We start from the raw sequence: 22,319 nt of genomic DNA on the forward strand, positions 1-22,319 counted from the left end.
CGCTCGACCAGTCGACCCCCACCACCGGAGCAGCACCGTGACGCCTCCCTCCCAGCCCTCCCAGCCGTCCACCGGCCTCGACGCTCCCGGGGACCCCTCGCTCGGCCCGCCGCCGGGCTGCCCCGCGCACGCCCTCGGCCCCGACGGGCTGCGCCGGCTCTACGGCCCCGAGGCCGATGCGGATCTTCCGGCCGTCTACGAGAAGCTGCGCGCCGAACACGGCCCGGTGGCCCCGGCGCTGATCCATGACGACGTTCGCATGTGGGCGGTGCTCGGCCACGGCGAGAACCTGCACATGGTGCGCTCCACCGCGCACTTCAACCGGGACGCCCGCAACTGGACCGCCCTGAAGAACGGCACCGTCAAGCCCACCCACCCGCTCGCCCCGGTCTTCGGCTGGCAGCCGATCTGCTCCATGGCCGAGGGCCCGGAGCACCTGCGGCTGCGCGGCGCCGTCACCCAGGCCCTGGAGATCATCGATCACCGCAGTCTGCGGCGCGTCATCAACAAGGCGTGCCAGGAGATCATCAACCGTTTCTCCGAGCGCGGCGAGTGCGACATCGTCAGCGAGTTCGCCGAGCATCTGCCGATGAAGGTGATGCTGGACATCCTCGGCGCCCCCGAGGCCTACAGCGAGCGTTTCGTGCAGGCCGCCCGCGACATGATCAAGGGCACCGAGACGGCGATCGCCAGCAACGAATACATCATGGGCGTCCTCATGGAGCTCACCGCCCGCCGCCGGGCCACCCCCGAGGACGATTTCACCAGCCGCCTCATCGCCGCCCCCGCCGCCCTCACCGACGACGAGGTGGGCCAGCACCTGCGGCTCGTCCTCATCGCGGCGTACGAGGCCACGGCCAACCTCATCGCCAACGTGCTGCGCACCGTGCTCACCGACCCGCGCTTCCGCGCCCAGCTCAACGGCGGGCAGATGACGGTGCCCGAGGCCGTCGAGCAGTCGCTGTGGGACGAGCCGCCCTTCAGCGCCATGGTCGGCTACTTCGCCAAGGTCGACACCGAGCTGGGCGGCCAGCACATCCGCGCCGGGGACGGCCTGATCTTCGGCATCGCGCCGGGGAACGTCGACCCGGCCGTGCGGCCCGATCCCACCGAGCACATGATGGGCAACCGCTCCCACCTCGCGTTCGGCGGCGGCCCGCACGAGTGCCCCGGCCAGGACATCGGGCGCGCCATCGCCGACATCGGCGTCGACGCGTTCCTCATGCGGCTGCCCGACGCCGAACTCTCGGTGGACGAGAGCCAGTTGACGTGGCGGTCGACCATCCTGTCGCAGCACCTCGTCGCGCTGCCCGTGTCGTTCACGCCGCGGGCGCAGCAGGACATCATCACCAAGCCCAGCATGGTGCCGCCGCCGCGGCCCGACTGGCAGGTCTCCTCGGCCGCGCCCTCGCCCGTGCCCGCCCCGGCGCCGGCCGCGACCGCGACGCCGGACGTGCCCGCGCAGGCCGAGCCCGTCGGGGCTCCCGCCGGCACCGACGGGGTGCGGGCCCCCGGTGCCTGGCAGCGCTTCCTTCGGTGGTGGCGCGGCTACTGATCCCAGCTCTCGTACGACTCCCAGGCCCCCAACCGTCGCCCGCTCACGAACCGGCGCTCCTCACCGGTCACCGGGTCCCTGAACTCCAGGGAGCGGGCGAGCAGTTGCAGGGGCCTGCGGAAGTCGTCGGGCGCGGCCGGGTCGGCGATCCGCGGGTAGAGAGGGTCGCCGAGGATCGGCAGGCCCAGGCCGCTCATGTGCACGCGCAGTTGATGGGTGCGGCCGGTGCGGGGCTTGAGGCGGTAGCGGCCGAGGCGCCCCCTGGTGTCCTCCAGCCGGATGTCGCTGACCGCGTTGGGTTCGCCGCCCGGGACCTCGTGCGCGGTGAGGACGCCCCGGTCCTTCTCGATCCTGCTGCGGACGGTGGCGGGCAGCGCGACGTCCGGGTCGTGGCAGGCCACGGCCTCGTACTCCTTGTCGACCAGCCGGTCCCGGAACAGGGTCTGGTACGCGCCCCGCTCCTCGGGCCGTACGACGAACAGCACGAGCCCCGCGGTCAGCCGGTCGAGGCGGTGGGCCGGGCTCAGCGCCTCGATGCCCGACGCCCGCCGCAGCCGGGCCAGCGCGGTCTCGGCGATGTGGCTGCCGCGGGGCGTGGTGGCGAGGAAGTGCGGCTTGTCGGCGACGAGGACGTGGTCGTCGCGGTGGACGATGTCGACGGGGAACGGGACGGGGGTCTCGGGGGCCAGGTCCCGGTGGAACCAGACGTGACTGCCGGGGACGTAGGGCGTGAGCGGGGTGACGGGGGCGCCGTCCGGGCCGACGATCCCGCCCTCGGCGATCATCGAGTCGACCGTGCCCCCAGGGGCGGCGAGACGGGCCACCAGATGGTCCCGCACGGTGTCCCAGGTCCCGGCCCCGTCCACGGGCAGCCGGACGCGTACGGGATCGATGCCGTCTCGCTGGGGGAGCGGGGAGGGCGGGGTGCGGCGCCTGCGGTGTCTCATCGAGGGTCAGCGTACGGGGGTTCGAGGTGTGCCTCCCGCGCCCCCGTCCGTCGCGTCAGCCGGAGGCCGCGGGGGTCTCCTGCTCGGCCTCCACCTGCGCGTTCCACTCCCGCTTCGAGGCCTGCCAGCCGTCCTCGTTGTGGCCGAGGCGCCAGTAGCCGGAGATCGACAGGTCCTCGCGGGGGAGCTGCCGGTCGACCCGCAGATGGCGGCGCAGCTCCTTCACGAAGCCCGCCTCGCCGTGCACGAACACATGCGGCCGGCCCTGCGGGAAGTCGAGACCGGTGACGGCGGCGATCAGCGCCTGGCCGACCGGGCGGCCCGACCGGTGCAGCCAGGTCACCTCGACGGGGGAGTCGATCTTCTGCTCCTCCTCGGGCCCCTCGACCTCCAGGAAGACATGGGCGCGCGCACCCTCCGGCAGCGACTCCACGGCGGCGGCCACGGCGGGCAGCGCGCTCTCGTCACCGGCGAGCAGATGCCAGTCCGCGGAGGTGTCGGGCGCGTAGGCGCCGCCCGGACCCATGAAGTGGATCGTCGCGCCGGGTTCGACGCTCGCCGCCCACGGACCTGCCAGGCCCTCGTCGCCGTGGATCACGAAGTCGAGGGTGAGTTCGCGCGCCGCGGGGTCCCAGGCGCGCACCGTGTACGTCCGCGTCACGGGCCACTGCTCGCGCGGCAGCTCCTCCCGGATCCGCTCCACGTCGAACGGCTCGGCGTAGCTCACGCCCGCCGGGGCGAACAGCAACTTCACGTAGTGGTCGGTGAATTCGAGGTCGGGCAGGTCCGCGAGGCCGTCCCCGCCGAGCACCACCCGCCGCATGTGCGGGGTCAGCGGCACGGTGCGCACGACCTGAGCCGAGCGGGCCTTGCGGGGCTTGCGTGCGGGACGCTCGGCCATGTGCGGTCTCCCTTGATCCATCGACGGACGTGAGCGGTCCGCGTGATCCACCGGTCCACGCCGACGATCAGCGCCACGCCACTTAGGTAACCCTAAGCTAACACCTCATCCTGAGAGGGTGGTGAGAAGCCTGTGCAAAGAACCGCCCAATCCCCAGCGCGCCCCCAACTGGTCGAGCAGCTCCGGGTCGCGCGGCTCGCGCGGCAGGGCCGTGTCGACCTCGGGCAGCGGGACGTCGCCCGCGACCTGCACCACCTTCGGCGCCACCGCCAGATACGGGCGCGACTCGGCCAGCCGCTTGCGCTGCGTCGGCGTCAGCCTCGACCCCGGGTCGTCGACCGCGGCCATGATCCCGGCCAGATCCCCGAACTGGGCGAGCAGCTTCGCGGCGGTCTTCTCCCCGATGCCGGGCACCCCCGGCAGGCCGTCGCTCGGATCGCCGCGCAGCAGCGCCATGTCCGCGTAACCGGAGCCGTCCACCCCGTACTTCTCGCGCAGCAGGTCCTCGTCCGTGACCTGCAACGAGCCCACGCCCTTCAGCGGGTAGAGGACGCGCCGCCCCCGCTCGTCGTCGACGAGCTGGAACAGGTCCCGGTCCCCGGTGACGATGTCGACCGGTCCGGTCGCCCGCCCGGTGTACGTGCCGATCACGTCGTCCGCCTCGTACCCGGCCACGCCCACGCGCGCGATGCCCACCGCGTCGAGCACGGCCTCGATGATCGGCACCTGCGGCGAGAGGGTGTCGGGGATCTCCTCCTCGTCCGGCGTCCCCGCCGCCGTCTCCTCGGCGACCCGGTGCGCCTTGTAGGAGGGGATGAGGTCGACGCGCCACTGCGGGCGCCAGTCCGCGTCCATGCATGCCACCAGGTGGGTGGGGTGGTGGTCGTGGACGAGCCGGGTGATGAATTCGAGGAGCCCGCGCACGGCGTTGACCGGAGTGCCGTCCGGGGCCTTCACGGAGTCCGGCACCCCGAAGTAGGCCCGGAAGTACAGGGACGCGGTGTCGAGCAGCATCAGGCGCTGGTGGGCCGAGGTTTCCTGGGTCACGTCCCGCATCATGCCGCACACCACTGACAGTCACCGAGCGTGCGGGTTCCGGCGTCTTTCGTGTACGCGGTGTGAACTGAGCCACTGTTCCGTTTGCTTCGCACCAGTCCGGGCAGGCACCGCCTCGGAGCGGACCCGGTCATACGTTCAACTATTGAACGCCTGGACGGTTCACGCGGGCCGACCCCGCACCGCACCACGGCCCGCCGGCGGGGGAGGCGGGCCGTCTTGGTTCGACCCGAGAGGTGTATGTGTCCAGGCTTGAAGCCGAAGACCTGTACAAGGTGTTCGGCAGACGACCCGATGAGGCGGTGGAGAAACTCCGCCGCGGAGCCGACCGCGAGGAACTGCGCGCCGACGGCACGACCGCCGCCGTGATCGACGCGTCCTTCACCGTCGAGCCCGGCCAGATCTTCGTCGTCATGGGTCTCTCCGGTTCCGGCAAGTCCACGCTCCTGCGGATGCTGAACGGACTGCTGGAGCCCACCGCGGGGCACGTCCGCTTCGACGGCGACGACCTGACACAGTTGTCGCCCCGCGAACTGCGCGAGGTCCGCTCCAAGAAGATCAGCATGGTCTTCCAGCACTTCGCGCTCTTCCCGCACCGCTCCGTCCTGGAGAACGCCGCGTACGGCCTGGAGGTGCAGGGCGTCCCCCGCGCCGACCGGGAGACCCGGGCCACCGAGGCGCTGCGCCTGGCCGGCCTGGAGGGCTGGGAGAAGTCCTTCCCCGACGAGCTGTCCGGCGGTATGCAGCAGCGCGTGGGCCTGGCCCGCGCCCTGGCGACCGACGCGGACCTGCTGCTCATGGACGAGTCGTTCAGCGCGCTCGACCCGCTGATCCGGCGCGACATGCAGGACCAGTTGCTCGACCTCCAGAAGACGTTGAAGAAGACCATCGTCTTCATCACGCACGACCTCAACGAGGCCATGCGCCTCGGCGACCGCATCGCCGTCATGCGCGACGGCCGCATCGTCCAGATCGGCACCGCCGAGGACATCCTCGTCACCCCGGCCAACGAGTACGTCGCCTCCTTCACGCAGGACGTCGACCGCTCCCGCGTGCTGACCGCGGGCGCCATCATGGCCACGCCCGAGCCGACCTACACGGCGGCCGACGCCCCGGCGCGGGTCACCGAGGACACCCCGATCATCGAGCTGTTCACGCCCTGCTCGACCAGTGCCGTACCCGTCGCCGTGACCGGCGCGGACGGCGAGGTCGTCGGTGTCGTACCGCGGGAGCGCCTGCTCGCCGTGCTCGGCGAGCCGATGAAGTCAGTGGAGAGCGACGACCCGGCCCCGCGGGACGCGGTGCCCTCGCCGCGCGGCGAGGGCGACGAGCCGGTGGAGAAGGTGAACGCCGGTGCCTAGGATCCCCTTCGGCGACTGGGTCAACGATGTGGTCGAGTGGCTGCTCAACCACATGTCGTGGCTCTTCGACTTCTGCAAGACGGTCTTCGACGGCCTCTACGACGGCATCGCCGACGTCCTCCAGGCCCCCGAACCCCTGCTCCTCGCGGGCATCTTCGCCGTCATCGCGTTCTGGCTGCGCGGGACGGCCGCGGGCGTGCTCGCCTTCGTCGGGTTCTGGTTCATCGACAACCTGGAACTGTGGGACGACGCGATGCTCACGCTGTCGCTCGTCCTCGTGTCGACGATCATCGCGCTCGTCATCTCCGTACCGCTCGGCATCTGGGCGGCCCGGTCGAACCGGGTCAGCGGCCTGTTCCGGCCGGTCCTCGACCTGATGCAGACGCTGCCCGCGATGGTCTACCTGATCCCGGCCATCCTGTTCTTCGGCTCGGGCGCCCCCGCCGGCATCGTCGCCACGCTGATCTTCGCGCTGCCCCCGGGCGTGCGCATGACGGAGCTGGGCATCCGGCAGGTCGACAAGGAGCTGGTCGAGGCCGCCGACGCGTTCGGCACGAAACCCGGCAACACCCTGCTGCGCGTGCAGCTCCCGCTCGCCCTGCCGACGATCATGGCCGGTGTCAACCAGGTCATCATGCTGGGCCTGTCCATGGCCGCCATCGCGGGCATGGTCGGCACCGGCGGTCTCGGTGGCGCCGTCAACGAGGCCATCGGCCAGCTCAACGTGGGCCTCGGCGCCGAGGCCGGCATCTCGATCGTCATTTTGGCGATCTACCTCGACCGCATGACCAGCTCGCTGGGCACCCAGGTCTCGCCGCTCGGCCGCCGCGCGCTCGCCAAGGCGCGCGCCGGGCAGAACCTGAAGATCTGGTCCTACCGCCCCCGCCCGGCCGTGGCCGTGGTCGGCGTCGTGATCCTCGCGCTCGTGGCGGGCGGCATGGGCGTCTTCGGCGGTTCCTCGTCGACGACCGCCTCGGGCGGCAGCGGAGACGTGGGCCAGGGCAAGAAGATCTCCATCGGCTACATCCCCTGGGACGAGGGCGTCGCCTCCACCTTCCTGTGGCAGGAGATCCTGGAGCAGCGCGGCTTCGAGGTCGAGACCAAGCAGTTCGACGCGGGCCCCCTCTACACCTCGCTCGCCCAGGGCGCCGTCGACTTCCAGACCGACTCCTGGCTGCCGACGACGCACGCCCAGTACTGGAAGAAGTACGGCTCCGAGCTGGAGGACCTGGGCTCCTGGTACGGCCCCACCTCGCTCGAGCTGACCGTGCCCGCGTACATGAAGGGCATCGACTCGCTCGCCGACCTCAAGGGTCAGGGCGCGAAGTTCGGCGGCAAGATCACCGGCATCGAGTCGAGCGCCGGTGAGACGGCCCTGCTCAAGAGCAAGATCCTCAAGGCGTACGGCCTCGACAAGGAGTACAAGGTCGTCGACAGCTCCACCCCGGCGATGCTGGCCGAGCTGAAGCGCGCCTACGCCAAGAAGAAGCCGATCGTCGTCCCGCTCTGGTCGCCGCACTGGGCGTACAACGACTACGACCTGAAGAAGCTCAAGGACCCGAAGGGCGCCTGGGGCAAGGGCGACGGGGTGCACTCCCTGGCGCGCAAGGGGTTCGGCACCGAGTTCCCCGAGGTCGCGCAGTGGCTCAAGGACTTCCGGATGAGCGAGAAGCAGCTCACGAGCCTTGAGGCCGAGATCAACAAGACCGGCAAGGGCAAGCAGCAGGACGCGGTGAAGACCTGGCTGAAGAAGAACCCGGGCGTCGTCGACAAGCTGGCCCCGGTCAAGAAGGCGAACGCCGCCGAGACCAAGCGGCCGGTGAACGTCGCCTGGTTCCCGTGGGACGAGGACGTCGCCGTCACCTACCTGTGGAAGAACGTCCTCCACAAGCGCGGCTACAAGCTCAACCTCAAGCAGATGGACGTCGGCCCGGTCTACACCGGCCTGGCCAGTGGTGACCTCGACGTCAACTTCGACGCCTGGCTGCCCTACGCGCAGAGCAACTACTGGGAGAAGAACAAGGCGAACCTGAAGGACCTGGGGAGCTGGTACAGCCCGACCTCACTGGAGATCGCCGTCCCGTCCTACGTGAAGGGCGTCACGTCCCTCGCGGACCTCAAGGGCAAGAGCAAGACCTTCGACGGGAAGATCATCGGTATCGAGCCGGGCACCGGCGAGATGAACCTCCTGAAGAAGGAGGTGCTCCCCGGGTACGGCCTCGACAAGGAGTACGAGGTCGTCGACGGCTCCACCCCGGCGATGCTGGCCGAGCTGAAGCGCGCCTACGCCAAGAAGGAGCCGATCGCGGTCGTGCTCTGGTCGCCGCACTGGGCCTACAGCGAGTACGAGCTGACCAAGCTGGCCGACCCGAAGAAGAAGTTCGGCGAGGGCAACACGATCCGGACCATCTCCAACAAGGACTTCCCCAGTAAGTACCCGCAGCTCACGAAGTGGTTCAAGAACTTCAAAATGAGCGAGGACGAGCTGGGCAGCCTGGAGGCCGAGATCAAGAAGCAGGGTCAGGGCCAGGAGGAGAAGGCCGTCTCCACGTGGCTCGAGACGCACCAGGACGTCGAGAGGCGGATGACCGCCTCCTGATCCGGCGGGCCCCCGTGGTCCGGGGCGAGGGGTGGGTTCCGCCGTGGCGAAAGCCGCGGCGGAACCCACCCCTCAGCCGTTCACGGGCCCGATCGTGACGCACTGCTTACCGCGCTCGCATGAAACCCTCAGGCGAACATGCGTAGGGTGCTTCCAGACGAGCCGGGCAATGCGGTGGGAAGGAGCGGACCCCATGGACGAGCACAAGGAGACACTGCGCGTGGGCGCGGCCGTGCGGCGCCGGCGCCGGACGCTCGAACTCACGCTGTCCGTCGTCGCCGAGCGCAGCGGCCTGTCCGTCCCCTTCCTCAGCCAGGTCGAGAACGAGCGGGCCCGGCCCAGCCACCGCTCCCTGGAGAAGGTCGCCGACGCCCTCGGCACCACCGCCGTCGAACTCCTCGCCGCCGCCGACCCCGCCCGCACCGTGGACCTGGTGCGCGCGGACGACACGAGCGTCGAGGACGGAACGGGCTTCGTCGTACGCTCCCTCGTCCGCGGTCACCACCAGATGCACGCCCAGGAGTTCGTCGGCGACCACGACCCCGGCCGCGAGTTCCAGCTCCGCAACGACGTCCTCATGCACGTCACCGAAGGCGCCGTCGAGGTGGAGGCGGAGGGCCGCGCGTACCGCCTCGTCCGCGGCGACACGCTGTACCTGACCGGTGGCGTACGGCACCGGTGGCGGGCGACCGTGGCGGAGGCGCGGGTCCTCGTGGTCGCCGTCGCCGAGCACATCGACGCGGTCGACGAACCCGGACCGAAGTAGCGTCCGCCGTGCGGGTCGTCTCGCTGGTCCCCTCGCTGACGGAGGCCGTCGCCGTCACCCTGCCGGGCGTGCTGGCCGCCGCCACCGACTGGTGCACCCACCCCGCGGGACTCGACGTGCCCCGCATCGGCGGCACCAAGAACCCCGACGTGCCGGCGATCGTGGCCCTGCGCCCCGACCTGGTCGTCGCCAACGAGGAGGAGAACCGGCCGGCCGACCTGGCGGCGCTGCGGGCCGCCGGGATCGAGGTCCTGGTCACCGAGGTCCGCCGACTGCCCCAGGCGCTGAGCGAATTGGACCGGGTGCTGCGCGCGTGCGGGGCGACCTGGCGGCCCCGGTGGCTGGACGAGGCCGAGGCGGCGTGGACCGGACTGGCCGTGCCGCGGCGCCGGTCGCGGGCGCTCGTGCCGATCTGGCGGCGCCCCTGGATGGTGCTCGGCCGCGCCACGTTCGCCGGGGACCTGCTGGCACGACTCGGCGTCGAGAACGTGTACGCGGGCCACGCCGAGCGCTACCCGCGCATCCCCCTCGACGACCTGCGCGCCGCCCGCGCGGACCTGGTGGTGCTGCCCGACGAGCCGTACCGGTTCACGGCCGACGACGGACCGGAGGCGTTCGACATCCCCGCGGCCCTGGTGAGCGGGCGCCACCTCACCTGGTACGGGCCGTCGCTCGGGGAGGCGGCGGGGGTGCTCGGGGCGGCACTGCGCGCCGCGCACCGCTAGGGCATCGCAGGACAGGCCCTAGAAACCGCCCGCGCCGTGCCGGGCCAGGCCGCGTGCCGTGTGCGCCGCGGCCACCGCCCAGGCCGCGACCAGCACGACGTAGAGCGCGACGGCCAGGACGTCGAAGGCGGGCAGGCCCGTGTGGGCGCCCAGGCCCTCCGCGCCGGTGACGCAGGTGCCGACGGGGAACGTGAACGCCCACCAGGTCATCGCGAAACCCATGCCCCGGCGCCGGGCCCGCGCCACCAGGGCCGCGGCGAGCGCCAGCCACAGCAGGGCGAATCCCATCACCGGCACGCCGTACAGGACGGCGAACGCCGTGGAACCGTGGGCGTACGTCGCGGGCAGGACGCCGTCCGCGACGTCGGCGAACTTGTTGACGGCGGTCGTCGACTGGCCCAGCGGGCCGAGGACGAGGAACAGGGTCGGCGTCAGCGCCAGGGGGAGCGGGCCCGCCGTGACGAGCCGCGAGAAGATCAGCGGCAGCATGACGAGCGTCGCGAGCAGGCTCATGCCGAACATGGCGAGACAGGCGAGGAGCAGCGTCCGCTGCCACGCCCCGGGCGGCAGATGAGGGACGAGCGAGGGGCCGACGGCGGCCGACACCATCGGCGCCACGACCGGCAGCAGCCACACCGGGGACGCCTGACCCGGCTCGATCCGGTGCCGGACCACCATCAGGTACGGGACGGCGACGGCCGCGGCGAGCCCGGTCAGGGTGCCCGCGCCGTAGAGCACCGCGTCGAGGGCGAGCGCCGCGCCGGGCCCGATCCAGTCCCGGCCCACCAGCAGCGTGCCGCCGCCGACCGAGAGCAGCGCCATCGACAGGCAGCCGTAGAACGGGGCCACCGCCGGGTCCAGCAGATGCGCCCGCGCCTGGTCGCGGTGGTGCGCCCAGTGCAGGGCCCGCGCCACGAGGAGCACCAGCAGCGCCGCGCACGACAGCGCCCACACCGCCGTGCAGGCCGTCCGCAGGCCCGGGACGCGCACCGGCAGGGTCGCACCGGCGGTCGCGACGACGGCGGTGCCCATGACGCAGGCGTACCAGTTCGGGCCGAGACGGCGCACGGCGGCGGCTCGGACCGCCGCAACGGGGCGGGCTGGGGAGGAGGGGACGGCGGTGACCATGGCTCCAGCGTCGCGGGCGGCCTGGCCCCCCACCAGGGACGTTGTCACTATGGGGGCATAAGCTGGATTTATGAGCGAGGAGCGGGGAGAGCCGAAGGAGCCGACAGGGTCGACGGAGCCGACAGGTTCCAAGGGGGGCCCGAACCCGGCGGAACCGCCCCCCGGCATGCTCGCGCACCGTGTCCCCGACCTCGGCGCGCTCGAACTGCTGCTGGCCGTGGCCCGGCTGGGCAGCCTCGGCGGGGCCGCGCGCGAACTGGGCATCACCCAGCCGGCGGCGAGCAGCCGGATCCGTTCGATGGAGCGGCAGCTCGGCCTCGCCCTCGTCGACCGTTCGCCGCGCGGCTCCCGGCTCACCGGCACGGGCGCCCTGGTCACCGACTGGGCGCGGCGCGTCGTGGAGGCGGCCGAGGAGTTCGACGCCGGTACGCAGGCGCTGCGCGACCGGCGCGACTCACGGCTGCGGGTGGCGGCGAGCATGACGATCGCCGAGTACCTGCTGCCGCGCTGGCTGATCGCGCTGCGGGCGGCCCGGCCCGACACGGCGGTGTCGCTGCTCGCGGGGAACTCGGCGGCCGTCGCGGAGCGGCTGCTCGCGGGCGAGGCCGACCTGGGGTTCGTGGAGGGCCTGTCCGTGCCCGCGGGCCTGGACGCGACCGTCATCGCCCACGACCGCCTGATCGTGGTGACGGCCCCGGCCCACCCGTGGGCCCGCAGGCGCCGGCCGCTCACGGCGGCGGAGCTGTCGGCGACGCCGCTCATCCTCCGCGAGGAGGGCTCCGGCACCCGGCAGGTCCTGGACGCGGCGCTCGGCGGCCTGGCCCGCCCGCTGATCGAACTGTCCTCGACGACCGCGGTGAAGGCGGCCGTCGTGAGCGGCGCCGGGCCCTCGGTCCTGAGCGAGCTGGCGGTCGGCGAGGAACTGTCCGGGCGGCGCCTGGTCCGGATCCCGCTGGAGGAGGTGCGGCTCGCCCGGGACCTGCGGGCGGTCTGGCCCACGGGACATCTTCCGGTCGGGCCCGCCCGGGACCTGCTGGGGCTGACCCGCTCGGCGGCCTGAGCCTGATCGGCTCCCCGTACCGGGGTCAGAAACCGTGCGGGTCGGCGGCGGCCCGCACCAAGCCCCGCGTGACGCGCGCGTCCTCGCCCATCTCGGGGTGCCACTGCACGCCCATCACCCAGGTCATGCCCGGCAGTTCGACGGCCTCGACGGTGCCGTCCGTCGCGTGGGCCGAGGCCACCAGACCCCTGCCCAGGCGGTCGACGGCCTGGTGGTGGTAGGTGGGGACCTCGGTCACCTCGGGCACCAGGTTCCCGTACCGGGTCCCCGGTACCGGCGTCACGGTGTGCTGCCCGAAGGTGCCGACCTCCTTGAGGTGGCCGTCGAGGTGCTGCGTCAGCGTCCCGCCGAGCGCCACGTTCAGCAGTTGCATGCCGCGGCAGATGCCGAGCAGCGGCGTACCGGAGGTCATCGCGGCCCGGATCAGGGCCAGTTCCCATGTGTCCCGCTCCACGGCCGCCGGTCCCGTCCGCGGATCGCGTTCGGCGCCGTACCGCGCGGGCTCCACGTCGGGGCCGCCCGCGACGATCACCCCGTCGAGCCGGGCCACCACCGACGGGGCGTGTCTCGCGTCGTCGGGCGGCAGCATCATGGCGAGCCCGCCGGACTCCTGCACGAGCCGGTGGTAGCCGACCGGCAGGAGCGCCGCGGGCAGCTCCCACACGCCCCACCTGGCCTGCCGCTCCAGATAGGTGCTGATGCCGATCAGCGGCCTGCTCACCATGGTGCCGTGCTCCCCAGCCTCGGTCGTGCTCCTGCGGTCAGTCCCGGTCCAGCTCCGCCTCCGCCGCGGCCAGCGCCGCGAACTCCTCCTCCGGGGCCCGCGCCACGAGCCGGTGGCGGCTGTAGACCCCGAAGTAGCCGACGGCGACGGCGTACACGCCGAGCGCGATGAGCGCCGCCGTCACGTCGACGAGGAAGGTCGCCACGAGCGCCGCGCACGCCAGCACCAGCGCCACCGACGACGTCGCCACGCCGCCCGGCGTGCGGTACGGCCGCGCGAGCCCGGGCTCCCGGCGCCGCAGCACGATGTGCGACAGCGACATCAGAGCGTACGAGATCGTCGCGCCGAACACCGCGACGTTCAGCATGCGGGCACCGTCCCCGGTCGCGGCGGCCAGCGTGAACCCGATCGCGCCCGGTACGAGCAGCCCCAGGTACGGGGCTTTGCGCCGGCTCGTCAGGGACAGGAAGCGGGGCAGGTAACCCGCCCGGGACAGGGCGAACAACTGGCGCGAGCCCGCGTAGATCAGGGAGAAGAAGGAGGCCACGAGCCCGGCCAGGCCCGCGTAGTTGACGATGCGGCTCCACACCGTGGCCCTCCCGTCCGGCTGGAGGGCCGCCACCAGCGGGTTGCCCGCGTCCTGGATCGCCGCCGAGCCGCGCGCGCCCGCCGCCGCGAAGAAGGTGACCACGGCCAGGACGACGAGGATGGCCATGGACCACCGGATTGCGCGCGGCAGGGTGCGCGCCGGGTCCTTCGTCTCCTCCGCGGCCAGCGGAACGCCCTCCACGCCGAGGAAGAACCACATCCCGAACGGGAACGCCGCCCAGATACCCAGCACCCCCATCGGCAGCCAGGAGCTGGAGCCGAACGCGTCCGCGTCCACCGGGATGTCGTCGAGGCGCGCGGCGTCGAAGTCGGTGAACGCCACCACCGCGAAGACCAGCAGCGCCGCCACCGCGATGCCCGTCACGACGAAGCTGAAGCGCAGCGCCTCGCCCACGCCCCACAGGTGGATGCCGAGGAAGACGACGAAGCAGGCCAGATAGACGGGCCGGCCGGAGGTGAGCCCGAACAGGCCGAGCGATTCGACGTAGTCACCGATGAACAGGGCGATCGCGGCGGGCGCGAGGATGTACTCGATGAGGATGGCGGTGCCGGTCAGGAAGCCGCCCCACGGGCCGAGCGCGCGGCGCGCGAATCCGTAGCCGCCGCCCGCCGTGGGCAGTACCGACGACAGTTCGGCGAGCGAGAACACCATGCAGGCGTACATCACGCCCATCAGGGCCATCGCGATGCCGAGACCGCCGAAACCGCCCTCCGCCAGGCCGAAGTTCCAGCCCGAGTAGTCACCGGAGACGACGTAGGCGACGCCGAGCCCGGTCAGCAGCAGCCAGCCCGCGCTGCCGCGGCGCAGGGCCCGGCGCTCCAGGTAGTCGTCGCCCTCCGCCGGTGTACGGGTGTTTCCGGTGTCCATGGTCATGGCGCGGCCGCTCCCCGGCTCCGGTCCAATGGAATGGATCCACACCTTTGCGGTGCGCGGGGGCGGAACGCAAGACCCCTGCGTTACATCGGGGTGAAACCGCCGGGAGCCGGGGGAGCGGTGGGTGTCAGGTGAGGAAGCCGCGCAGCAGCGCCGCCGTGCCGCCGCAGTGCTCGCGCATCATCTCCCGCGCGCCGTCGGCGTCCCCGTCGAGCACGGCCTCCACCAGCGCGGTGTGCTGACGCTGCGAGTGCTCCAGGTTGCGCACGAGCAGCGGGATGCAGTCGAGGAGGTCGTTCACGGTGGCGCGGACCGCCGCGTACTGGGCGGCGAGGGAGGGGGAGCCGCACAGTTCGGCGAGGGTCAGGTGCAGGAGCGTGTCCCGGCGCCGGTAGTCGGCGAGCGGTGCGTCGTGGGTGCCGGCGAGCGCCGTGCGCAGCCGCCCCGCCCGCTCCGCGTCGAGCCCGTGCGCCGCGCAGAGCCCGGCGGCGCCCACCTCCAGGACCTCGCGGAAGCGCAGCACGTCCTCGACGTCCACGCCCCTGATGCGGCGGCGCAGCTCGTCCTCGCCCGCCGCACCGGGGCGCGGCAGCACGAACGTGCCGCCGTAGCGCCCGCGCCGCGACTCCACCAGACCCTGCTCCTGGAGGACCTTCAGGACCTCGCGCAGCGTGACCCGGCTGATGCCGAGCCGGTCCGCCAACTCCCGCTCCGACGGCAGCCGTTCGCCCCCCGGCACCAGGCCGAGCCGGACGACCTGGAGGATCTGCTCCAGCGCCTCCTCGAAACCGTTCCCCGCCCGGACCGGACGCAGCACCGTCCCGAGGCCGCCGTCGGCGTCCGTCCGCGACATGAGGCCCCGCCCCCTTCCCAAGCAATGGTTCGCCGCAATACCTTATGGCTCGCTACCTTAAGGCTCTCGGCCGACCCAAGGGACCCCAGGGGCCCAAGGAGGTTTTCCCGTGGCAGACCGCACACCCCCGCTCACCGTGGAGGAGCTGCACGCACTCGTCGCGGGCGGCGACATCGACACGGTCGTCCTGGCCTTCCCCGACATGCAGGGGCGGCTCCAGGGCAAGCGGTTCGCCGCCCGCTTCTTCCTCGACGAAGTCCTCCACCACGGCACCGAGGGCTGCAACTACCTGCTCGCCGTCGACACCGAGATGAACACCGTCGACGGCTACGCGATGTCCTCCTGGGACCGCGGCTACGGCGACTTCGCCATGCGCCCCGACCCGGCCACCCTGCGCCGCGTCCCGTGGAACGAGGGCACGGCCATGATGATCGCCGACCTCGCCTGGGAGGACGGCTCACCCGTGGTCGCCGCCCCCCGCCAGATCCTGCGCCGCCAGCTCGACCGGCTCGCCGCGCTCGGACTGACCGCCCAGGTCGGCACCGAGCTGGAGTTCATCGTCTTCAAGGACACCTACGAGCAGGCCTGGGACGCGAACTACCGGGGCCTGACCCCGGCCAACCAGTACAACATCGACTACTCCGTCCTCGGCACCGGCCGCATCGAACCCCTCCTGCGCCGCATCCGCAACGAGATGGCGGGCGCGGGCCTCACCGTCGAGTCCGCCAAGGGCGAGTGCAACCCCGGCCAGCACGAGATCGTCTTCCGCTACGACGAGGCCCTCGTCACCTGCGACCAGCACGCCGTCTACAAGACCGGCGCCAAGGAGATCGCCGCGCAGGAAGGCGTCTCCCTCACCTTCATGGCCAAGTACAACGAGCGCGAGGGCAACTCCTGCCACATCCACCTCTCGCTCACCGACACCGACGGCACGAACGTGATGGCCGGACCCGACGGCAGCATGTCCGAACTCATGCGCCACTTCCTCGCCGGACAACTCACCGCCCTGCGCGACTTCTCCCTCCTGTACGCCCCGCACATCAACTCCTACAAGCGGTTCCAGCGCGGCTCCTTCGCCCCGACCGCCGTCGCCTGGGGCCACGACAACCGCACCTGCGCCCTGCGCGTCGTCGGCCACGGCCGCTCGCTCCGCTTCGAGAACCGCCTCCCCGGCGGCGACGTCAACCCGCATCTGGCCGTCGCGGGCCTGATCGCCGCCGGCCTGTACGGCGTCGAGCACAAGCTGGACCTGCCCGACGCCTGCGCCGGCAACGCCTACGACGCCGGGTACGCGCACGTCCCCACCACCCTGCGCGAGGCCGCCGAGCTGTGGGGCAGCAGCCCCGTCGCCGAGGCCGCGTTCGGGGCCGAGGTCGTCGCCCACTACCGCAACATGGCGCGGGTCGAACTCGACGCGTTCGACGCCGCGGTGACCGACTGGGAGCTGCGCCGCTCCTTCGAACGGATGTGAGGACCCGCCGTTGCACCCGTCCCTGCAGGTACTGAACCCGGCGACCGAAGAGGTCGTCGCGACCGTCCCCGCCGCCACCGCCGAGGACGTCGACGCCGCCGTCGTACGCGCCGCACGCGCCCAGCGCCCCTGGGCCGCCGCGGCCCCCGCCGACCGCGCCCGGCTCCTGCGCCGCTTCGCCGACACCGTCGACCAGCACATCGAGGAGCTGGCCCGCCTGGAGGTACGCGAGGCCGGACACCTCATCGGCAACGCGCGCTGGGAGGCCGGCAACGTACGCGACCTCCTGCTCTACGCGGCCGGCGGCGCCGAACGCCTCAACGGCGCGCAGATCCCGGCCCCCGGCGGCTGGAACATCACCTTCCACGCACCCCTCGGCGTCGTCGGCGTCATCGCCCCCTGGAACTTCCCCATGCCGATCGCCGCCTGGGGCGCGGCCCCCGCGCTCGCGGCCGGCAACGCCGTCGTCCTCAAGCCCGCGGAGACGACCCCGCTCACCGCGCTGCGCCTCGCCGAACTCGCCCTGGAGGCAGGCCTTCCCGAGGGCCTTCTCCAGGTCGTGCCGGGGCACGGGAGCGTCGCGGGCCGCGCCCTCGTCGACCACCCGGACGTCGCGAAGATCGTCTTCACCGGCTCCACGCGGACCGGCCGCGAGATCATGGAGCGCTGCGCCGCCCGGATCAAACCCGTCACGCTCGAACTCGGCGGCAAGAGCCCCAACATCGTCTTCGCCGACGCGGACCTGTCCGGCGCCCTCGACCCGTTCTCCTTCCTCGACAACTCCGGCCAGGACTGCTGCGCCCGCACCCGCGTCCTCGTCCAGGAATCCGTGTACGAGGAGTGCGTAGCGCGGCTCACGGAGGCGCTCGGCGCCGTCGTCGTGGGCGACCCGCTGGACGAGAAGACCCAGATGGGCCCGCTCATCTCCCGTCGACAGCTCGACCGCGTACGGGACTTCGTGCCCGCCACCGCCCCCGGCATCCGGGGCCACGCGCCCACCGGCCCCGGTTTCTGGTTCCCGCCGACCGTCCTCACCGGCGAGGCGGCCGACTCCGCCGCGGCCACGGAAGAGATCTTCGGGCCCGTCGCGGTCCTGCTGCCGTTCACCGACGAGCAGGACGCGATCCGCCTCGCCGACGCCACCCCGTACGGCCTCGCCGGCTCCATCTGGACCCGGGACCTGGGCCGCGCCCTGCGCGTGTCGGGTGCCGTCCGCGCCGGGAACCTGTCCGTCAACTCCCATTCCGCCGTCCGCTACTTCACCCCGTTCGGCGGCTGCAAACAGTCCGGCCTCGGCCGTGAACTGGGCCCCGACGCCCTGACCGCCTTCACCGAGACCAAGAACGTCTTCCTCAGCACGGAGGGGCCATCCCAGTGACATCGGACATCATCTGCCGCCGCCTCGTCGGCCGCACCGCCGTCATCACCGGCGCGGGCAGCGGCATCGGCCTCGCCACCGCGCGCCGCCTCGCCTCGGAGGGCGCGAACGTCGTGTGCGGCGACCTCGACGCGGCCTCCGGCAAGAAGGCGGCCGAGGAGGTCGGCGGGGTCTTCGTCCAGGTCGACGTCGTCGACGCCGAACAGGTCGAGGCGCTGTTCCGGACGGCCCACGACACGTACGGCTCCGTCGACATCGCCTTCAACAACGCGGGCATCTCGCCGCCGGACGACGACTCCATCCTCACCACGGGCCTGGAGGCCTGGCAGCGCGTCCAGGACGTCAACCTCACCTCCGTGTACCTGTGCTGCAAGGCAGCGATCCCGTACATGCGGCGCCAGGGCAGGGGCTCCATCATCAACACGGCGTCGTTCGTCGCGCGGATGGGCGCCGCGACCTCGCAGATCTCGTACACCGCGTCCAAGGGCGGCGTCCTCGCCATGTCCCGTGAGCTGGGCGTGCAGTTCGCCCGGGAGGGGATCCGGGTCAACGCCCTGTGTCCGGGACCGGTGAACACCCCGCTGCTCCAGGAGCTGTTCGCCAAGGACCCGGAGCGGGCCGCCCGGCGCCTCGTGCACATCCCGGTGGGCCGGTTCGCCGAGGCCGAGGAGATCGCGGCCGCCGTCGCCTTCCTCGCCAGCGACGACGCCGCCTTCGTCAACGCCACCGACTTCCTCGTGGACGGCGGCATCTCGGGCGCCTACGTCACGCCTCTGTAGGGGACGCCCCAGGGCGGTGTACGGTCCCCTGACATGCGTAACAGTCATGTTGCCGCGCTGACCTCGGCCGTGGTCACCACCCTGGTGGCCGCGGCTCTCGTCTCCCCCGCGGCCGCCGCCACGTCCGCGTCCCCCACCGCCCGCGCCTGCCCGCAGTTGTCGAAGAAGCTGCCGTGGTACGGCGAGAACCGGGCCCGGCTCCAGCGGATGATCGACGAACGGGGAAGCTGCGCGGGCCACCGCGGCCCGCGCCCCGTCGCCGCGTTCGACTGGGACAACACCGTCTCCAAGAACGACGTCACCGACGCGACCATCGCCTGGTCCCTCAAGCACGACAAGATCCTGCGCCCCGCGAGCTGGAAGAAGACCAGCAAGTGGCTGACCGACGACGCCGACAAGGCGCTCACCGCCGCCTGCGGAACGACCGTGCCCGTCGGCGCCCCGCTGCCCACCGCCAAGGACACCGACTGCACGGACGAGATCTTCAACATCCGTGAGTCCGGGAAGACCATGAGCGGCGCCGCCGCCTTCGCGGGCCACTGGAACCACCGGCGCACCGTGCCCCAGTACGCCTGGGTGCCGCAGTTGTTCGCCGGGCACACCGTCCCCGAACTGGAGTCGTACGCAGCCGCGGCCCGCAAGGAGGCTCTTGCCGCGCCCGTCGGCGCCACCCAGAAGCTGGGCACGCACACCATCCCCGGCTACGTCCGCTACTACGCCCAGCAGCGCGACCTGATCCGTACGCTCCAGAAGGCCGGCTTCGACGTCTACATCGTGTCCGCCGGTTCCGAGCCCGTGACCGAGGTCTGGTCGCGCGGCGTCGGCATCGACCGCGCCCACACCGTCGCGATCCGCTCGGTCCTCGACCGCGAGGGCCGCATCACCTCCTTCAACACGGGCTGCGGCGGTGTCCCGACCAGCCAGGGCGAGGCCATCCCGTACATCGACGGCAAGCGCTGCTGGATCAACCAGGAGATCTTCCACGTCAAGGGAAAGGCGGCCTGGCAGAAGCAGAGCCGGGACAGGCGCATCGCGCTCGGCGGCGGTGACGCCGACACCGACGTGACGTTCGTCGGCGACGCGACGGGCGCCCACCTCGTGCTCAACCGGAACAAGAACGAGATCATGTGCCGCGCCTACGACAACGCCGACGGACGCTGGGTCGCCAACCCGATGTTCATCGAGCCGCTGCCGAAGAAGCCCGGTACCTACCCGTGCTCGACCGCCGCCTACAACCTCCCCGAGGGCGGATTCGGACCACTGCTGAGGCGGGACCGCTCGGTCGTGCCCGACCAGACCGACGCGGTGTACTGAGCTTCCGGGCCCGCCCTACGGTGCCGGGATGAGCATGACGCCGCCGGGCTGGTACCCGGACCCGCACGCCCCGGCCACCGAACGCTGGTGGGACGGGACCACGTGGACGCAGGACCGCAGGCCGGTCCCGGCGGCTGCCGCGCGCCCGGCCCGCGAGCCGGGCGGCCGGCGCACCAGGGCCGTTGCCGTCGCCGCGGCCGGGGTCGCGCTCGTGGCCGCCGCCGTCACCGGTGCCGTCGTCGTCCTGGGCGAAGACACCGACAGCGCGGCGGGGACCGAGGCGCGGGGCGGCCCCTCCGCACCCCCCACCACCACGTCCGGCCCCGACCCGACCGCGGTGGCGCCAAGACCGTCCGAGGACCCCTCCCGCGTCACCGACCAGCTCAACGGCATCACCCTGCCCGTCGTCGACGGCTGGCAGAAGGCCGAGAACGTCGCCTCCGCCGACATCGCCCTGACCACACCGGGCACCTACACCTGCCCGTACGACGACGGCCTGTGCCGCAGCGGCACCGTCGCCACGCGCACCCTCACGGGCGTGGCGGCCGGAGCCAGTACACGCACCCTGGCCGCCCAGGACGTCGCCGACGCCGCCGACCTCGCGTACGACACCGACGCCGTCGGACAGCGGCCGTTCGGCGGCATGACGGACCACAAGGTCCTCGTCGCGCGGCAGATCGCGGTCGCCGGGCGCGCGGGCTACCTCGTGCGCTGGAAGGTCACGACCGCCGAGGGGCCCGGCGGCTACGTGCAGTCCGTGGTGTTCCCCTCCAGCGTCGGCTCCCAGTCGCTCGTCGCCGTACGCTGCACCCTCGACGCGAGCGCCGGGGCCCCACCGCTCTCCGACCTCGACACGATCGTCAAGGGCATCCGACCGGTCGGCGCCACGGCAGGCGGCGGGGGAGTGGGCAGCAGCGTCGGCCCGACCTGATCACCGGCCGACCGCTGCCTACAGGAACGTGTAGCCCTCGCCGCGATACGTCGGCACGGTCCCGGTCACCGTGTCGCCCGACACGAGATGCAGCACCTCGAACCGCTCGCACAGCTCACCGGCCTTCGCGTGCCGGAACCACACCTTGTCGCCGAGCAGCAGATCGTCGGCCGCGGCCCCGAGCAGCGGCGTCTGCACCTCCCCGGGCCCCTCCTGGGCGTCGTACCGCAACCCCTCCGGCAGATACGGGACAGGGAGCCGGTCCGGGCCCGCGGCGCCCGACGCCGGATACCCGCCGCCCAGGACCGTGACGATCCCGACCCCCGGCCTGCGCACCACCGGCTGGGCGAACAGCGCGGCCGGACGCCCGCTGAACGACGTGTAGTTGTCGAAGAGACGCGGCACGTACAGACCGGACCCGGCGGCGATCTCCGTGACCGCCTCCTCGGCGGCGGTGTGCTGCACGCTGCCGGTCCCGCCGCCGTTGACGAACTCCAGGTCGGGCGCCACCGCACGCACGGCCCGCACCACCTCGCCGCGCCGCACGGCCAGCTCCTTGCGGGCCGCGGCCTGCATCAGCCGGATCGCCCGCGACCGCACCGGACGCCCCGCGACCGCGTCGCCGACCCCGGCCACGTGCCCCTCGTACGCCATGATCCCGACCAGCCGGAACCCGGGCCTGCGCGCCACCGTCCGTGCCAGCTCGGCCAGTTGGGCCGGGGTGCGCAGCGGGGAGCGCAGGGCGCCGATCCGCACCCGCCCGCCGAGGACCTGCCACGACGTGTCGAGCTCCAGACAGACCCGGATCTCCTCGCCGCCCCCGTCCCTGGCGTCGTCGATCAGCCGCAACTGGGCCGGGTCGTCGATCATCACGGTCACCGCACGTGCCAGCTTGGGGTCGTGCGCCAGCTCGGCGTAACCGGCCCGGTCCGCGGACGGATAGGCCAGCAGCACGTCCTCGAACCCGGACCGCGCGAGCCAGACGGACTCCGCCAGCGTGAACGACATGATCCCGGCGAACCCGTCCCTGGCCAGCACCCGTTCCAGCAGGGCCCGGCACCGGACGGACTTGCTGGCCACCCGGATCGGCTTCCCCGCGGCACGGCGCAGAAGGTCGTCGGCGTTGGCGTCGAAGGCGTCCAGATCCACGATCGCCAGCGGGGCGTCGAGGTGTGCGGTGGCCCGGTCGAAGCGGGCCCGGTCGGCGGCGCGCGGTGTCATGAGCGAAGACTGCCAGACCCGATTACCGCAGGGTAGAGGGACGTTCCGGGCAGATCGGCCGAGCCCG

19 protein-coding genes are annotated in these 22,319 nt (G+C 72.3%); 11 read left to right on the forward strand and 8 right to left on the reverse strand.

Features of this window, described 5'->3' with window-relative positions:
* Positions 1 to 37: 37 nt before the first annotated feature.
* Positions 38 to 1,555, forward strand: a complete 1,518-nt coding sequence (locus ACIRF8_RS29025) for a cytochrome P450 (protein WP_404219443.1) — start codon at positions 38 to 40, stop codon at positions 1,553 to 1,555.
* On the opposite strand, the gene ACIRF8_RS29030 is transcribed toward ACIRF8_RS29025, so the two are convergent.
* The 3 genes from ACIRF8_RS29030 to ACIRF8_RS29040 form a co-directional block, all read right to left on the reverse strand.
* A complete protein-coding gene (locus ACIRF8_RS29030; protein ID WP_404219445.1) occupies positions 1,549 to 2,502 on the reverse strand; it encodes a pseudouridine synthase in 954 nt (317 codons plus the stop codon). The two genes, ACIRF8_RS29025 and ACIRF8_RS29030, sit on opposite strands and share 7 nt — an antisense overlap.
* Before the next feature lie 55 nt (positions 2,503 to 2,557).
* Positions 2,558 to 3,403, reverse strand: a complete 846-nt coding sequence (locus ACIRF8_RS29035) for a siderophore-interacting protein (protein WP_404219447.1) — start codon at positions 3,401 to 3,403, stop codon at positions 2,558 to 2,560.
* A gap of 105 nt (positions 3,404 to 3,508) precedes the next feature.
* Entirely contained in the window at positions 3,509 to 4,459 is a 951-nt protein-coding gene (locus ACIRF8_RS29040) for a 5'-3' exonuclease H3TH domain-containing protein (RefSeq protein ID WP_404219853.1), read from the reverse strand.
* Positions 4,460 to 4,701: 242 nt separating this feature from the next.
* Here ACIRF8_RS29040 and ACIRF8_RS29045 point away from each other — a divergent pair, with 242 nt between their 5' ends.
* From ACIRF8_RS29045 to ACIRF8_RS29060, 4 genes are all read left to right on the forward strand, one after another.
* Positions 4,702 to 5,820, forward strand: coding sequence for a glycine betaine/L-proline ABC transporter ATP-binding protein (locus ACIRF8_RS29045; protein WP_404219449.1), 1,119 nt, complete (start codon positions 4,702 to 4,704; stop codon positions 5,818 to 5,820).
* Positions 5,813 to 8,419 (forward strand): ABC transporter permease/substrate binding protein, encoded by a 2,607-nt coding sequence (locus tag ACIRF8_RS29050; protein WP_404219451.1) that lies wholly within the window; start codon positions 5,813 to 5,815, stop codon positions 8,417 to 8,419. The genes ACIRF8_RS29045 and ACIRF8_RS29050 overlap by 8 nt, the downstream gene beginning before the upstream one ends.
* 193 nt (positions 8,420 to 8,612) lie before the next feature.
* Positions 8,613 to 9,185 (forward strand): helix-turn-helix domain-containing protein, encoded by a 573-nt coding sequence (locus ACIRF8_RS29055; protein ID WP_404219453.1) that lies wholly within the window; start codon positions 8,613 to 8,615, stop codon positions 9,183 to 9,185.
* An 8-nt stretch (positions 9,186 to 9,193) separates the two neighbouring features.
* Positions 9,194 to 9,910: a helical backbone metal receptor gene (locus ACIRF8_RS29060; protein ID WP_404219455.1), complete on the forward strand. Its 717-nt coding sequence runs from the start codon at positions 9,194 to 9,196 to the stop codon at positions 9,908 to 9,910.
* Positions 9,911 to 9,928: 18 nt separating this feature from the next.
* Here ACIRF8_RS29060 and ACIRF8_RS29065 read toward each other — a convergent pair whose 3' ends face one another.
* Positions 9,929 to 11,038, reverse strand: a complete 1,110-nt coding sequence (locus ACIRF8_RS29065) for a TDT family transporter (protein ID WP_404219458.1) — start codon at positions 11,036 to 11,038, stop codon at positions 9,929 to 9,931.
* Positions 11,039 to 11,204: 166 nt separating this feature from the next.
* Between ACIRF8_RS29065 and ACIRF8_RS29070 the strand changes: the two genes are divergently transcribed.
* On the forward strand, positions 11,205 to 12,098 hold the full coding sequence (locus ACIRF8_RS29070) for a LysR family transcriptional regulator (RefSeq protein WP_404219855.1): 894 nt from the start codon (positions 11,205 to 11,207) through the stop codon (positions 12,096 to 12,098).
* A 25-nt stretch (positions 12,099 to 12,123) separates the two neighbouring features.
* Here the strand turns inward: ACIRF8_RS29070 and ACIRF8_RS29075 are convergent, their stop codons facing one another.
* The 3 genes from ACIRF8_RS29075 to ACIRF8_RS29085 all read right to left on the reverse strand — a co-directional run bounded on the left by ACIRF8_RS29075 (position 12,124) and on the right by ACIRF8_RS29085 (position 15,158).
* The gene (locus ACIRF8_RS29075; protein ID WP_404219460.1) at positions 12,124 to 12,822 is read right to left on the reverse strand and encodes a gamma-glutamyl-gamma-aminobutyrate hydrolase family protein; all 699 of its coding nucleotides are present in this window, start codon (positions 12,820 to 12,822) and stop codon (positions 12,124 to 12,126) included.
* A 37-nt stretch (positions 12,823 to 12,859) separates the two neighbouring features.
* The gene (eat, locus tag ACIRF8_RS29080; protein WP_404219857.1) at positions 12,860 to 14,299 is read right to left on the reverse strand and encodes an ethanolamine permease; all 1,440 of its coding nucleotides are present in this window, start codon (positions 14,297 to 14,299) and stop codon (positions 12,860 to 12,862) included.
* A 133-nt stretch (positions 14,300 to 14,432) separates the two neighbouring features.
* Positions 14,433 to 15,158, reverse strand: coding sequence for a FadR/GntR family transcriptional regulator (locus ACIRF8_RS29085; protein ID WP_404219462.1), 726 nt, complete (start codon positions 15,156 to 15,158; stop codon positions 14,433 to 14,435).
* Between the two features lie 109 nt (positions 15,159 to 15,267).
* On the opposite strand from ACIRF8_RS29085, the gene ACIRF8_RS29090 reads away from it, so the two are divergent.
* Genes ACIRF8_RS29090 through ACIRF8_RS29110 form a run of 5 tightly spaced genes read left to right on the forward strand, consistent with a single transcriptional unit; the run spans position 15,268 to position 21,031 of the window.
* Positions 15,268 to 16,629 (forward strand): glutamine synthetase family protein, encoded by a 1,362-nt coding sequence (locus ACIRF8_RS29090; RefSeq protein ID WP_404219464.1) that lies wholly within the window; start codon positions 15,268 to 15,270, stop codon positions 16,627 to 16,629.
* A gap of 10 nt (positions 16,630 to 16,639) precedes the next feature.
* Positions 16,640 to 18,007: an aldehyde dehydrogenase family protein gene (locus tag ACIRF8_RS29095; protein WP_404219466.1), complete on the forward strand. Its 1,368-nt coding sequence runs from the start codon at positions 16,640 to 16,642 to the stop codon at positions 18,005 to 18,007.
* Positions 18,004 to 18,786: a 3-oxoacyl-ACP reductase gene (locus ACIRF8_RS29100; RefSeq protein WP_404219468.1), complete on the forward strand. Its 783-nt coding sequence runs from the start codon at positions 18,004 to 18,006 to the stop codon at positions 18,784 to 18,786. Before ACIRF8_RS29095 ends, ACIRF8_RS29100 begins: the two co-directional genes overlap by 4 nt.
* A 33-nt stretch (positions 18,787 to 18,819) precedes the next feature.
* A complete protein-coding gene (locus tag ACIRF8_RS29105) occupies positions 18,820 to 20,100 on the forward strand; it encodes a haloacid dehalogenase-like hydrolase (RefSeq protein WP_404219470.1) in 1,281 nt (426 codons plus the stop codon).
* A 28-nt stretch (positions 20,101 to 20,128) separates the two neighbouring features.
* Positions 20,129 to 21,031 carry a DUF2510 domain-containing protein gene (locus ACIRF8_RS29110; RefSeq protein ID WP_404219472.1) on the forward strand — a complete coding sequence of 301 codons (903 nt, stop codon included), beginning with the start codon at positions 20,129 to 20,131 and terminating at the stop codon, positions 21,029 to 21,031.
* An 18-nt stretch (positions 21,032 to 21,049) separates the two neighbouring features.
* On the opposite strand, the gene ACIRF8_RS29115 is transcribed toward ACIRF8_RS29110, so the two are convergent.
* Positions 21,050 to 22,252 (reverse strand): amino acid deaminase/aldolase, encoded by a 1,203-nt coding sequence (locus tag ACIRF8_RS29115; protein WP_404219474.1) that lies wholly within the window; start codon positions 22,250 to 22,252, stop codon positions 21,050 to 21,052.
* Between the last annotated feature and the right edge of the window lie 67 nt (positions 22,253 to 22,319).

This window comes from Streptomyces sp. NPDC102406, assembly GCF_044765725.1.
Classification (GTDB): Bacteria; Actinomycetota; Actinomycetes; order Streptomycetales; family Streptomycetaceae; genus Streptomyces.